General features: G+C 44.4%; 13 protein-coding genes. 7 read left to right on the top strand and 6 right to left on the bottom strand.

The features are described 5' to 3' along the window. Both AC5V8P_RS16300 and AC5V8P_RS16295 read right to left on the bottom strand, forming a co-directional pair. Positions 1-1,776, bottom strand: a 1,776-nt coding sequence (locus tag AC5V8P_RS16300) for an APC family permease (protein ID WP_495473725.1), incomplete at its 3' end; no start/stop codon positions are given. Positions 1,777-1,969: 193 nt separating this feature from the next. Continuing rightward, a complete protein-coding gene (locus tag AC5V8P_RS16295; protein WP_064798130.1) occupies positions 1,970-2,806 on the bottom strand; it encodes an AraC family transcriptional regulator in 837 nt (278 codons plus the stop codon). Between the two features lie 137 nt (positions 2,807-2,943). Between AC5V8P_RS16295 and AC5V8P_RS16290 the strand changes: the two genes are divergently transcribed. From AC5V8P_RS16290 to AC5V8P_RS16280, 3 genes are all read left to right on the top strand, one after another. Next, positions 2,944-4,971, top strand: coding sequence for a beta-galactosidase (locus AC5V8P_RS16290; protein WP_064798131.1), 2,028 nt, complete (start codon positions 2,944-2,946; stop codon positions 4,969-4,971). Between the two features lie 68 nt (positions 4,972-5,039). After that, the gene (locus AC5V8P_RS16285; RefSeq protein ID WP_064798132.1) at positions 5,040-6,266 is read left to right on the top strand and encodes an MFS transporter; all 1,227 of its coding nucleotides are present in this window, start codon (positions 5,040-5,042) and stop codon (positions 6,264-6,266) included. A gap of 211 nt (positions 6,267-6,477) precedes the next feature. Continuing rightward, positions 6,478-7,110, top strand: a complete 633-nt coding sequence (locus tag AC5V8P_RS16280; RefSeq protein WP_063209046.1) for a BclA C-terminal domain-containing protein — start codon at positions 6,478-6,480, stop codon at positions 7,108-7,110. Between the two features lie 75 nt (positions 7,111-7,185). Here the strand turns inward: AC5V8P_RS16280 and AC5V8P_RS16275 are convergent, their stop codons facing one another. The 3 genes from AC5V8P_RS16275 to AC5V8P_RS16265 all read right to left on the bottom strand — a co-directional run bounded on the left by AC5V8P_RS16275 (position 7,186) and on the right by AC5V8P_RS16265 (position 9,626). Next, positions 7,186-8,016: a DegV family protein gene (locus AC5V8P_RS16275; protein WP_064798133.1), complete on the bottom strand. Its 831-nt coding sequence runs from the start codon at positions 8,014-8,016 to the stop codon at positions 7,186-7,188. A gap of 531 nt (positions 8,017-8,547) precedes the next feature. After that, positions 8,548-9,129, bottom strand: coding sequence for an NAD(P)H-dependent oxidoreductase (locus AC5V8P_RS16270; RefSeq protein WP_064798134.1), 582 nt, complete (start codon positions 9,127-9,129; stop codon positions 8,548-8,550). Between the two features lie 74 nt (positions 9,130-9,203). After that, positions 9,204-9,626: a MarR family winged helix-turn-helix transcriptional regulator gene (locus AC5V8P_RS16265; protein ID WP_064798135.1), complete on the bottom strand. Its 423-nt coding sequence runs from the start codon at positions 9,624-9,626 to the stop codon at positions 9,204-9,206. Positions 9,627-9,764: 138 nt separating this feature from the next. Between AC5V8P_RS16265 and AC5V8P_RS16260 the strand changes: the two genes are divergently transcribed. Next, positions 9,765-10,058: a MazG-like family protein gene (locus tag AC5V8P_RS16260; RefSeq protein ID WP_063209054.1), complete on the top strand. Its 294-nt coding sequence runs from the start codon at positions 9,765-9,767 to the stop codon at positions 10,056-10,058. Positions 10,059-10,216: 158 nt separating this feature from the next. Here the strand turns inward: AC5V8P_RS16260 and AC5V8P_RS16255 are convergent, their stop codons facing one another. After that, positions 10,217-11,368, bottom strand: coding sequence for an iron-containing alcohol dehydrogenase (locus AC5V8P_RS16255; RefSeq protein ID WP_064798136.1), 1,152 nt, complete (start codon positions 11,366-11,368; stop codon positions 10,217-10,219). A 247-nt stretch (positions 11,369-11,615) separates the two neighbouring features. On the opposite strand from AC5V8P_RS16255, the gene AC5V8P_RS16250 reads away from it, so the two are divergent. The 3 genes from AC5V8P_RS16250 to AC5V8P_RS16240 form a co-directional block, all read left to right on the top strand. Next, positions 11,616-12,653: a stalk domain-containing protein gene (locus AC5V8P_RS16250; RefSeq protein ID WP_064798137.1), complete on the top strand. Its 1,038-nt coding sequence runs from the start codon at positions 11,616-11,618 to the stop codon at positions 12,651-12,653. A gap of 286 nt (positions 12,654-12,939) precedes the next feature. Then, positions 12,940-13,140: a GNAT family N-acetyltransferase gene (locus AC5V8P_RS16245; RefSeq protein WP_495473726.1), complete on the top strand. Its 201-nt coding sequence runs from the start codon at positions 12,940-12,942 to the stop codon at positions 13,138-13,140. A gap of 128 nt (positions 13,141-13,268) precedes the next feature. Next, on the top strand, positions 13,269-13,708 hold a 440-nt coding region (locus tag AC5V8P_RS16240), incomplete at its 3' end, for a tetratricopeptide repeat protein (protein WP_495473724.1).

Genomic DNA, 13,708 nt, shown 5'->3' with positions numbered 1-13,708 from the left:
TTTGTAATTAATTAAATAAGCTCTCATCAGCAAACTGGTCTGATTATGCAATATATTTTCCCACCAGTGTTTAGTGATAAATTGTGGAATGAGAACTGTAATGTGATCCTCATCTGCTTTTTTCCACTCTACTGTATCGATGAACTTGCGAAGCGGATTGATGATGCTGCGATAACGAGATCTCAGCACTACTAAACGTATACCCACATCCCACTCTTCCCACTTCTGCTCCATTTTTTGAATCGCTTCATCATCCACACCAACATATACGGCAACCACATTGTCCGACAGGGTTTTGGCATAACTGATGGTATTCATGACGACACGCGTAATGCCTGCCACCGGAATAATAATCGTGTTGCCTTTGACCATAGGTTTGTCCTTCGTAATATCAATGCGCAGTTGTTCAGCCGTATTTTTGTAATGCTTATTAATCTTCATAAAGAAATACAGCACCAAAGGCAGGAAGATAAAGACTACCCACACCTGGCTAAACTTAGTAAAGATAAAGATAAGCGTAATTGACAGTGTAGTGAGCATCCCCACCGTATTAATAGCCAATTTAACGACCCAGCCAGCAGGTTTGAGTCGAATCCATCGGATCATCATACCAAGCTGTGACAGGGTAAACGGGATAAATACCCCTACGGCATAAAGTGGGATCAAATTTTCTGTGTTGCCCCCAAAAACGATGACCAGCAATGCCGAGAAGACACTCAGAAACAGAATGCCGTTAGAATAGCCAAGTCGATCTCCACGGACCATGAACATATGCGGCATGTATTTGTCTTTCGCGAGCATAAAAGCAAGCAACGGAAAGGCCGAATATGCTGTGTTGGCCGCCAAGAACAAGATAAGCGCCGTTACGCCTTGAATGATGTAATAGATCACACCGCGCCCAAAAGTGGCATTCGCAATTTGCGAAATCACTGTTTCTTGCGGATTAGGACGAACACCATACCAATAAGCCAGCAAACTAATTCCGATAAACATGCAGCCGAGAATCAAGCCCATCATCATCAATGTAGTTGCCGCATTTTTAGCAGCAGGCTTACGGAAGTTCGGAATGGCATTCGAGACAGCTTCTACACCGGTTAGCGCCGAACAGCCCGAGCTGAAAGCTTTCAGTAAAAGAAACAGACTAACATTGGATACCGTGGCTCCGAATTGCGGCGCCGCCGCATGGGCTCCTCCTGCCACGTAATGAATGATACCACTAATAATTAAAACAAAAATGGCAACAACAAATAAGTAAATCGGTATAGCCAGCACCGAGGCAGATTCCGTTACCCCGCGCAAGTTCATAATAGTCAAAAAGATAATCATCACCAAAGCAATGGCGATCCGGTGATCATGTAACGATGGGAACGCCGATGTAATGGCATCTGTTCCTGCCGATGAGCTTACAGCTACCGTTAGAATATAATCGACCAGCAGAGAGCCGCCTGCAATCAGACTCGGACTCTTACCTAAGTTGTCCTGTGCGACAATGTAAGCTCCCCCACCTCCAGGGTAGGAAAAAATGGTCTGTCTATACGACAGGATCAGAATGATCAGCAAACCCAATACCGCAATGGATATAGGGATCGAGTACCATAAGGCAGCGAAGCCTGCTGTAATTAAAACCAGCAAAATTTGCTCCGTTCCGTAAGCTACAGAGGACAATGCATCTGAGGACAGAATGGCCAGTGCCTTTAGCTTATTCAGTTTTTCATCTTCAAGGGCCGTCGACTTTCGCGGACGACCGATTAATAACCTTTTGACTTTACTAAGCATTTCGTTGACTCCTTCTTTGGATGAGGGTTTTGCAAAAGAACTATAAATCGTATATTTATTATGTCACCTGCACATCAGATTGATGAAACAAATGAACTATTATTTTATACTCCCTCATCCAGAAAAAAACAATAAGGAATGCCCCCTAAAAAGAGAAATCTCGAGTAAGAAAGAGTATTTCGATAAAATACCCTTATGTATACAATATTTTGAACCTTTCTGGCGTAATTCCTTCCGCACGGCGGAAAGTTGCCACAAAATGACTGACATCTCGGAAGCCTACGCGCTCCGAAATCTCCTTCACCGTTAATTGCGGATACTCTGTCATCATTTCTTTTGCCTTCCGCAATCGAATTACAATCAGATAGGCATAGGAAGTCACACCGAACGCCTGCTTAAACAATGTGTTTAAATGACGAGCGCTGACATTCATCATAACGGCCATATCCCTTAAACCCACATCTGGGCTGGCATAATTTTGCTCCATAAAGGTCAGTACAGGGGTTAAACGTTCCACATTATGAGATAGGGAAGGCATCGAGCTATGTTGTCCATGTTTACGCAGCAGAGTCAGAAAACGGTACATATTGGCTGAGGCATCTAATCCGGACAAATCATGTTCACTAACCATGGAGTGCAGCATGTTCTCGCCAAAGCTGTGCAGCTCGCTATCCGGGTCCCAATGATACCCTCGCGTATGCTTCAATCCGAGTGCAGTTAATACAGCAGCGGCGATGGGTCCGTCGAATGTGATGTATAAGGTTCGCCATACCTTGGTCGCCCGTCTATAAGCATGGGCTTCACCCGGCAGCAGCAGCACCCCGGAATGCTCACCCAAACGAAAAGTTCCCCCTTTATATGTAAACACCCCTTCACCTGATACCGTCTGAATCCAGTGAAAACACGGATATCCCTCTGGACGGGACACATCCTCCTGCCTGCTATTGAATCCGATGCTTTCAATAAAAAGGGGTAAAGATTGCTCACGAGTAGTCAGGAAAAATCGCAAATGATGAGGAGTCAAAATCATAAAAAGCACCTCCGGCGTATGCGTTATTTATTTCTCATGTAGTTCCATATTGTTATATACATGTTCATTTTATTATATTTAAAAGCAGTTATTTGTATTATAAGATAGGATTATTCTTATATATAGAGGTGATTGGCGTGATAAGCAGCAAACTTCCTAAAGTATTTTACGGTGGGGATTATAATCCTGAGCAATGGGATGAGGCCACGCATCAGGAGGATTTACGGATGTTCAGGCAGGCAGGGATTGATATCGCCACGGTCAACGTGTTCTCATGGGCTAAAAATCAACCTGACGAAATCACATATCGTTTTGAGTGGCTGGATCAGTTGATTGAACATCTTTATGAAAGCGATATCTTTGTTTGTCTAGCAACTAGTACGGCGGCGCATCCGGCTTGGATGGCTACCCGTTATCCCGACATTCTTCGGGTCGATGCTGATGGACGCAAGCGAAAATTCGGTGGACGCCATAACTCTTGTCCGAACAGTCCAACCTATCGAAAATACGCGGAGCAGATAGCTGACCGACTTGCAGAGCGTTACAAAGACCATCCCGCGATCCTCGTGTGGCACGTATCCAATGAATATGGCGGGGACTGCTATTGTGACAACTGTGCCGCAGCGTTCCGGGTGTGGCTCAAACAAAAATACGGATCACTGGAGGAGCTAAACCGAGTTTGGAATACGTCCTTCTGGGGTCACACCTTCTATGATTGGGATGAAATTGTACCTCCAAATAATTTGAGCGAACATTGGGGAGAAAATCACTCCACATTCCAGGGCATATCCCTCGACTATGCACGCTTTAATTCAGACAGTATGCTGGATTGCTACCTGCTGGAATATAACGCGATTAAAAAGCATATACCCGATGCTGTGATAACAACCAATCTGATGGGCTTTTTTAAACAGCTGGATTATTTTAAATGGGCTAAGCACATGGATATTGTATCCTGGGACAGCTATCCCGGAGCTAATACCCCGATCAGCTATACGGCGATGGCGCACGATCTGATGCGCGGCTTGAAGGAGGGGCAGCCCTTTATGCTGATGGAGCAAACACCGAGCCAGCAGAACTGGCAGCCCTATAACTCGCTTAAACGGCCCGGCGTTATGCGGTTATGGAGTTATCAGGCCGTAGCGCATGGCGCGGACACAGTCATGTTTTTCCAGCTTCGCCGCTCGATCGGTGCATGTGAGAAATTCCACGGAGCCGTAATTGAGCATGCGGGGCATGAGAACACACGCGTATTTCGCGAGGTGGTACAGCTTGGCAATGAGCTTGACGCTTTAGGCAACACACTGCTTGATGCCACTGTTAATGCCAAAATAGCTATTTTATTCGATTGGGATAATTGGTGGGCTTTGGAGAAATCAAGCGGCCCTTCCGTTGCCTTGAATTACGTAGATCAGGTGCATAAATATTATGCCACCCTCTTTCGGCGTAACGTACAGGTAGACCTGATTTCAGTGGACACAGATTTCCAAAAATATGATCTCATTATCGCGCCTGTACTTTACATGGTCAAGCCGGGGACTGCAGAGAAGCTGGAACAATTCACAGAGCGCGGCGGCACCTTCCTAACGACCTTTTTCAGCGGCATTGTAAATGAAAACGATCTGGTCACAACCGGAGGATATCCTGGTAAGCTGCGTAATCTGCTCGGAATCTGGGTGGAAGAAATTGATGCACTCCTCCCGGATTCAACCAATCGTATTCTATTGAAAGAACAAGTGGGCGTATTACAAGGTGAATATAAATGTGGCTTGCTCTGCGACTTGCTGCATAGTGAAGGAGCTGAGGTGCTGGCAGAATACGGCGATGATTTCTATCAGGGCATGCCAGCGCTGACACGCAATCGTTTTGGCCAAGGTGAAGCATGGTACGTTGCTTCTGACCCGGAGGAAACTTTCCTCGATGGTCTGCTGGCCTACATTTGTGAGCAAAAAGGGATTTCATCCCTGTTGCGTGCACCTGCGGGCATAGAAGCCACTGTACGGTCCAAAGATGGAAAGTCATATCTATTCGTTCTGAATCATAATGCCCAGACGCAGCAATATCATCTGGATGACCAAAAAGGAAAAGAGCTGATCACTGGCAAGTTCCTGGAAGGAGATATTTCTATCGAAGGTTATGGCTTCCAGGTGCTGGAGCTTGCATAATACATCAAATCTGACTTATATCATTTACTTTACTGCATAAAGGCAATTTAGTACCAAAGGAGTAAATCATGAAACGACTGCTATGGATCGGCAGCTTGTCTTATTTTTTAATTGGTCTGGCACATGTGGTTGTAGGATCTCTACTGCCCGTGTTGCTAGAGCATTATGGTAGAAGCTATACAGATGGCGGAAGCCTGATTTTCGCTCAATTTTCCGGTTTTCTGGCTGGAGTCCTACTGTCACCGTGGCTTGCCCGGACTTTCGGCAAACGCCGAAGTCTGGTATTTGCCCTGCTCCTGCTGTGTGCGGCTGAAGTGCTGTATTCCATACTGCCGCCTTGGGGTTGGCTATATGCCGTCGGGGCGGCAGCCGGATTTGGCTTTGGCATGGTAGAAGCAGTCATAGGAACTATTGTGATTGGGGGTATTACCCAAGGAACGGGCGCAGCTATGAGCCGTCTGGAAGTTTTTTTCGGAATTGGCGCCTTGGCTATGCCGGCTATCGCCAGCCAGTTTATTGCGCTCGGTTGGTGGCGGCTGGCATTTCCCATCATCTCCTTGTTTGCAGCCGTAGCCACTATAGCCTGGCTGCGCGGGTCCTTCGGCACACTAAACGTTCTCTTGGACGAACAAGAACACCGTGGTGACAACCCTAAGCGTTCCACTAATACACTGAATTCGCCTACAATGAAGGCTTCTAAAAGCAGTCCTGTAGGCAATTGGAAGCTCCTTGCATTATTTATTGTTTTTTTCTTTATCTACGTAGGAACAGAGATGAGCCTGGCCAATTTCCTGCCCTCCATGTTCATCGAGCGACTCGGTCTCACGCAAGCCGAAGCAGCACTCAGTGTCACCTGCTTTTGGTTGGCAATGGCCTTCGGGCGGTTATTTACAGGCTACATTGCCGATCGATACGGCTACGGTATCTTTGTCGCTCTAAGCTCACTGGCAGCTACTCTGCTGCTGTGTGTGTTCCCGCTGATCCAAGGCACTGCTGGCGCCTTTATCCTTATAGCACTGCTGGGACTCGGCATGTCTGGCATCTTTTCTATCGCGCTTGTTTTTGCCAGTAAAATGATGCCAGGTACAGAAGAATCGACCACCAGCTTGCTTATCGGTGCAGGCGGAGTCGGAGGAGCTCTGCTTCCCTTATGGCTTGGAAACAGTATGGATCGTGTAGGAGCTGTCGCTTCAGCATGGTTACTGGCGGGCTTCGCTTGTATCCTGTGCCTGCTTGGCGGCATTCTGTACGCCCTATATGTGCGCAAAAAGCGGCTTCAGACCATTTCATCATGATATAAGCCCACTATTGGCACCCCAAATGTATCCTTAGATGACAACCAAGGATACATTTGAAGGTGCTTTTTTACATACTAGACGAAAGTACCTTGTACAGAAGCCTGTTTTTGGTCAAAATAGATGGTTTCCTATGAAACACAGGACAGATATCCATGCCTCCCCTAGATGAATGGAGTACTATACAACAAACCATCTGGAGGTGTTTGTATTGGGTCGTCCTGAGTTGAAGCGAAAAAAAAGCCGTAAAAAAGATGTTTTTGTCCGTGCCTGGTTTGATAAGCTAGAAAAGAAATTTGAGGAAATGCCCCCCAAAAAAAGAGTCCGCCCGAAACGGAAATCATTGGGTAAAGACAAAGACATTATTGTCAAAAAGCAAGTGGTTCATGTGAATATTAATCATGATGCTGATAGGGATTCCAGAGCCGCAGGAGATTTAGCGCAGTTCGGGTATATTTATAATGTGAGACCCCAAGTCGTTCCGATTGAAGGGGAGGTCACTTTCGATACGAATGGCATACTTACGCCCGGAATTGCTCACCTTCCAGGGACTGCCCAGATAGCTGTAGCCGATGCGGGGAAGTATGAAATTCATTTTTCAGTGTCGGGTGTAGAACCTAATCAATTCGCCATCTTTATTAATGGCGCACTGGCCGAGGGAACTGTGTACGGCTCAGGAGCCGGGACACAGCAGAACACAGGGCAAGCCATCCTCGCCCTGGCTTGCGGTGATGTCCTTACTCTGCGTAACCATAGCTCTACTGCTGCTGTTACCCTGCAAACCCAGGCAGGAGGAACTCGCACCAGCGTAAACGCCTCTGTCCTTATTCGAAAATTGGGATAGGCTTATGCTCCTGCAAAGACCTCGTATTACTAAAAAAGGGTTTATCCATCGTACGAGGATAAACCCAAAATACTTTTAAAAGGCGATAATGATTCCTTTGTCATTGGCATACATTGAACTAATTCCCCTGGTGGACACAATATGAATATCTTTAAATTGATAGCGATTCTTCAAGGTATTCATTAATTTTTGTGCCAGTCCTGGATTATTGCAGTGAGTAATAACGATGCTTTCTCCTTCGGTACTCCGACCACTTTTTTCAATGGTATCTGCCAACTTTTCAATGATTTGATTTTGACCACGGGCTTGAGTAAATAATGCGATGTTTCCGTCACCATCCGAACCTAAAATGGGTCTGATATGCAAAAGTGAGAGTATCTTACCAGTGATTTTATTCATCCGTCCGTTCTTGACTAAATTATCCAGGTTATCTAAAACAAAATAGGTTTTCATCTTGCTAATAAAGCTCTCCAGGGAGGAGATAATCTCGCTTTTATGATATCCTTCGTCGATCAGCTTGCGTAGTTTTAGAACTAGTAGGAGTTGTCCGGCTGACGCGCTTTTTGAATCGAATACATGAACATCCGCCCCCTCTTCTTCCGCCATATCCTTTGCTACCAATGCACTGGAATACGAACTGGACAGGTTGCTGGATAATGTAATAGCAAATGAAGTGTGCACACCTTGAAAAGCTTCCTTATATAGCATAGGTGACGGGGAAGCGGAACCAATCTTGGTTGTACAGGCCTTCATCTCTTCCATAAACTGAGACAAGTCCAATGTGTCATCATCTATGAAGCATTTTTCACCCAATGTCATGTTTAATGGAATCGTAGTTACTTGCATCTTTTCTTTAAGCTCTGTCGTTAAGTCGCAGCAACTATCTGCTATGATTTTATATCTCACCCAGTACACCCTCACATTATGTTATTTTTCATTAGAATCCGCATTCATCATATTCAAGGAAAGGTTAATTTCATTATCTCGACGTTGAGCTAAATATGATACTATGTACTATAATGAATTGCCAATGATATTTACAATGAATTATTTGTGAATTAATATGCTCGGCTGGAACTATGCTAATCTCTGTTATGGTGAAGGAGTCTTCAAGCTATGCTTAAGCTAACTAACGATAAACATACGAAAGATAGAGATTACAGATATTTTGAAATGATGTGAAAAATAAATTGGGTAACCATTTCGTAGACCAAAGCTACGACTCCACCCAAAGCCTAAACGCCATAGTGTATTATGACAAAATAAACCGTACAAAGGCTAGTTTTGTATATCCCCATAATAACAAGCAGGATCAGAACGTTGTCTGGACTATATTGGAAAGGTACTAGCATTTATAAGAAAAAGCCAACCCGTAAATACTGGTTGGCCTGATCGTTTAAAGAACCTTCTACGCGTCTGAACGAGTATGAACTAACTTTACAGCACTGTTTGAACGGTGTCCCGTACTTGCTTCAACAATCCTTTGTAACCATCTTCATCAAGGTAGCCGATACTTCCAAGCAGCAGGTGACCGACCGATTCAATTCCAACAAAACCAAAAATCCCTGTATCTGATGTGAGCTTCAATCCTGCGGTCATACCGATTTCATCGTAGATTGCGTTGGGCGTACCATGTGTGTTCACGATAAACCCCTTTTTACCTGTTAGCAGCTTATTAATCCCTTCTGCACCAGCCGTATATGCAAAGCCGTATGCAAATACACGATCAACGTATCCTTTCAGGATCGCAGGAAGACCTGTCCACCAAATGGGCGAAATAAACGTAATCGTATCGGACTGCGAGATAAACTCCTGCTCTACTTTGATATCAGCCGGTGTTTGTCCAGCTCTCATCGCAGCAGTATCCTCAGGTTTTAATACTGGTTGAAAATCAAGAGCGTATAGATCACGTACAACGATTTCGTCACCTTGTTCCTTCAAGGTAGATACAACCGTTTCCAGTATCGCGTGATTAAAGCTTTCAGCGTTAGAGTGAGCGTAGATAATGAGATGTTTCATTTTAATAACCTCCAGATGTTTTATAGTTATTTTGACATTTGCATAGATATCTATATATTTACTCAAAAAAAAATTTAAAACCTGTTTTTTACATGCTCCAGCAGATATTCCAGTTGTTTTTGTTCCTCGTCTTTGAGACCACCATAGATGGTTTCTTTTAATTTATTAGAGATCGTCTCAAATACAGGCTCCAGCTCTTTCCCCTTCTCGGTAAGATAGATCAGAGTAACTCGGCTATCCTCCCTTTCTTTTTTTCTTTCTACATACCCCAACTTCACTAGCTTGTCGATCAAAACAGTGACTGTGGGCTGCTGACGAGCAATTTTTTGCGTCAATTCCTTAATCGAAAGTCCATCCGTTTGATACAGGAACATCAATATTCCACCATGAGTAGGTACAATCCCTTCAACTCCATAGGATTCGAGCTCAGATACAATCAATTTATTGATCGAGTCTCTAATGGTTCCTATAAGGGCGGCTGCATTATTTTTTAACATACAAGCATTATTACATAGACATCTATATATATCAAGATGTTTATTTAGTCTGATCTGATTTTAACGTATGAAATACTTCAAAGAACTAGATTTTAGTCTGTTATAATAAGATTAAAAAAATAATTAGGAGCTTGTTAAATGGATCAAATTTTGAAGAAAATCCAATACTTGAGCAGCCAAGAAAAGAAGACATTAGAGCAGATGGTTCTTAAATTATCCGAAGAAGTAGGAGAAACTTCTCAAGCCATGCTGTCTTATATGAATGCAAACGGAAGCGAATACAAGCAATTGAATATTTCCAATGTCAAAGAGGAATGTGCAGACGTGATTCTGGTCGCTCTTTCTTTATTTTATAAGCTAAGCAGCGACGAAGAAGAGCTTCAACAGTTCTTAAGCAAAAAAGTGAGCAAATGGGAATCTGTAATGACTTAAGCCAAAAGGTCACCATTAACCTTGCTACGTTATGGGTTGCCCTATCTCTGGCCTAGCTATCTCTTAGCAGAAAATTCGAAGAAAGGGCTGCTCCCAGTATTCTTCGCTCATTTCCGGGACAGCCCTATTAGCATGTAACAAATAATTGCACCTATTATTTAAAGAATTTTCTTAAACATCTCGATAACTTGTTCTTTACTAGGTATGAACGGATTGCCTGGAGCGCAAGCATCCTTCATGGAATTCTCGGCAAGCAGATCCAAATCCACCTCATTTACACCCAGTTCAGAAAGTTTGGCGGGAATCCCCACTTCCTTCGACAGGTTCCTGATCCTTTGAATTACATAGTCTGCACATTCCTTATCCGTTTTCCTCTTATCTTCAAACCCGATCACCTTAGCGATGGCACGAAACTTCTCTGGGACATGCTTGGCATTCTCTTCTACTACAATGGGTAGCAGCATGGCATTACAAACACCATGAGGCAAATCATATACCCCGCCAAGCTGATGCGCCATAGCATGAACATAACCCAATCCGGCATTATTAAATGCAAGTCCCCCCAAGAAAATAGCATACACCATCTGTTCTCGCGCTTCTATATCATGACCGTCGCTCACCGTACGAGCCAAATTGCTAAAAATAAGCTCTACCGCTGCTAGCGCAGTTGCATCCGTTACAGGATAGGAACCTGGAGTAACCAAAGCTTCAATGGCATGGGTCAACGCATCTAGTCCTGTAGCTGCCGTTAATGCGGCGGGTTTGTCTACCATTAATTCAGGATCGTTGACCGAAATCGTAGCTACGCTGTTCTTGTCAACCATAACCATTTTGACCTTGCGCTCTTCGTCCGTAATAACATAATTAATCGTAATTTCAGCGGAAGTTCCTGCCGTTGTATTAATAGCTACAATCGGCAGCGATTTATGCTTGGATTTATGAACGCCCTCATATTCCGTTATATGTCCCCCGTTGGTAGCAATAATGCCGATTCCCTTGGCCGTATCCTGTGGAGACCCTCCGCCAATGGAAATTAAAAAGTCACAGTCATTTTCTTGTAGAAATTGAACGCCATCATGCACATTTTTACAGGTTGGATTGGGCTTGACCTCATCATATATCGCATAGTCCATACCTATATCATCCAGCAAGGAGGTAACCTTGCCTGCAATACCGCTCTTCATCAGAAACTTATCCGTCACAACCAGCGCTTTGTTTAAATGTAGTTCTTTTATATAGGGTCCAACTTCATGCAAACAGCCTTTTCCCATCAGATTGATAGATGGTACAAAAAATACATGTGCGCTCATAAAAATCTGCCTCCTAAGGATTCACTTTTGATCCCTCGCTAAATACAGAACTATTCCAAAGTGAAACATTTCACATTTGTAATTTTATCTTTATTTAATTTTGATTTCAATATAAAAACACAGATATAACTTTGTTTTATTTTTGTTTATATGTGTTTTGTCGACTAGTCCAGTATTTGGTACACAACTAATCGGAGGCAGCTTCGTACAACTTAGGTGAACACATTTACAACGAGGTGATGTCAGCTTGACAATGAATAAGAAAATATTGCTGGCTCTGCTGGCAGGAACACTGCTCCAGGCAACTCCGTCTTACGCCAAGTCGGTGCCGCTCACTCCAGTGACAAGCGTTTATGTGGATGACCACCCACTTCAGCTTGCTGCGCCACCACTACTGCTAGACGGGACAACACTCGCTCCCATGCGGCAGTTGTTTGAGGCGCAAGGAGCTGTGCTTTCCTGGAACGGGACCAGCAAAACCGTAACAGCAATTAAAAGCAGCACGACGCTGACCTATCGTATCGGGGAAGTCACCGCCAACTTAAACGGCAAAACGATATCCCTGAGCGTTCCCGGACAGATTGTTGAGAGCAACACAATGATTCCATTGCGTTTTGTAAGTGAAGCACTGGGAAGCACAGTGAAGTGGGATGCCCTAACCCGGACGATCCGAATCGGCTCCAAAAAAGAGGGTTTTTCCACAACGATTCTTTCCGGGGTCAACCTGCGCAGCAAACCGGATTCATCAGAAGCCTCCCCTTCGCTTCGGCTTATTCCGACTGGTGAAAAGGTTCAGGTCATCCGCGAGGTCAATGCTCTCTGGCTGGAAGTGCGTACGAAAGACAACCTGGCTGGATACATATCGGCAAAACCAAAATACAGTGACTATTCCAGTCCAGCCTTGGCGGAACAGCAGGGAGATGAACTGATCGCCTATGGGAAGAAATTTCTCGGCACCCCTTATGAATTCGGCGCAGCAACCGGACAGACATCGACCTTTGATTGTTCCTCTTTTGTCGGGGAAGTGTTCCGGCATACTCTCTCCATCGACCTCCCTCGTGCCTCTTACGATCAGGCTAAAGAAGGCCGGGAAGTCGGGCTGGACGAGTTGCGCAAAGGCGACCTGCTGTTCTTCAGTGCGCGTGGGCTGGAGATCGGCCATGTGGCGATCTATGCAGGGGACAACAAATTACTGCATACTTTCTCCAAAGAACGTGGCGTTCATTTTGACACGTTTGACGATAAATGGAAGAAACGTTTCGTAACCGCGCGCAGGATGTTTTAGGACAAGCCGGTAACCTATAACTATAGACTGTTCCATTACTACAACTATTATCTTCTGATTGCCTTTTGCCGGACGCTCCCTTGTGGTTTGCGTCTTGGCGGCAAAAGGTTTTGATTGATTCATTCCCATTGTTCAACACGTAATTCAATCCTCAGCGTTAATACCTTCTCTCAAAATCTTGCATCTTTCCCATCAAATCTGCCTCAATAGGTTTAATAGATTGTGCAGAAAACATGAATCTGTATGCTAATTATAGACGTTACTAGGCACACAGCATGGGGACCCAATACAGAAGAAGATACAAGCGTATATACATCAAGTTCTAGCCTCACAGCAGGAAAAGCCACGACAAGATTACAAACTAGCCGTATGTCTGAAAAACACTGGAATTATGATCGGCGGTGTTGGTATTCATGTCAAAGATACTAATGCAGAAATGGGTTATATTTTAAACCCAGATTATCAAGGAAAGGGTTGCGCATATTGATAACCCGCAACATCGGGCCCGAACAGAAGAGGTTTTAGCGTAGCAAACATCATTTGGCTGTTACTCCTACCCCTATGCTATAATGTGGAAAGTATGGATAGATGCATATACAGGAGGATTGTAGCAGAATGATTGGGAAGTTTTTGATTTTCTCTCTATTATGGAGTTTGCTCGGCAACCCGTTTTTAGCAATGCTCGTACTCCTAATCGTGATCTATATATTGGATCGCAGCTTTGTTGGTGTATTGCCCAGCATCAGCAAACCATGGCAAAGAAGACGTAATGCAGCGCGATTGCGTCAGCAGATTGTATTAAACATCAACGATGTGGCTGCCAAGTTCGAGTTGGCTCGTATTTGGATCGAGAGCAAGAAATATCATCAGGCTTTGGAGCTGCTATCGGAAATTCAATCCCGATATGAAGATTCAGCAGACTATTGGAATGCGCGGGGTACGGCTGAAGTACACACAAACCATCTGGAGGATGGAGAACGACATTTACTCAAAGCACTGGACATTAACCCCCGAGTACAATACGGTGAACCCTATTTGCATTTAGCTGCAGCTTT

The organism is Paenibacillus sp. N119s (genome assembly GCF_059447605.1).
Note: the sequence above shows the minus strand (reverse complement) of the source record. Positions and strands in the feature narration are given on the sequence as shown.

What these genes read in the sequence shown, in the direction of transcription:
- AC5V8P_RS16295 (WP_064798130.1), bottom strand. Translation starts at nt 2,806, where the DNA reads ATGATTTTGACTCCTCATCATTTGCGATTTTTCCTGACTACTCGTGAG.
- AC5V8P_RS16285 (WP_064798132.1), top strand. Translation starts at nt 5,040, where the DNA reads ATGAAACGACTGCTATGGATCGGCAGCTTGTCTTATTTTTTAATTGGT.
- AC5V8P_RS16270 (WP_064798134.1), bottom strand. Translation starts at nt 9,129, where the DNA reads ATGAAACATCTCATTATCTACGCTCACTCTAACGCTGAAAGCTTTAAT.
- AC5V8P_RS16265 (WP_064798135.1), bottom strand. Translation starts at nt 9,626, where the DNA reads ATGTTAAAAAATAATGCAGCCGCCCTTATAGGAACCATTAGAGACTCG.
- AC5V8P_RS16260 (WP_063209054.1), top strand. Translation starts at nt 9,765, where the DNA reads ATGGATCAAATTTTGAAGAAAATCCAATACTTGAGCAGCCAAGAAAAG.
- AC5V8P_RS16255 (WP_064798136.1), bottom strand. Translation starts at nt 11,368, where the DNA reads ATGAGCGCACATGTATTTTTTGTACCATCTATCAATCTGATGGGAAAA.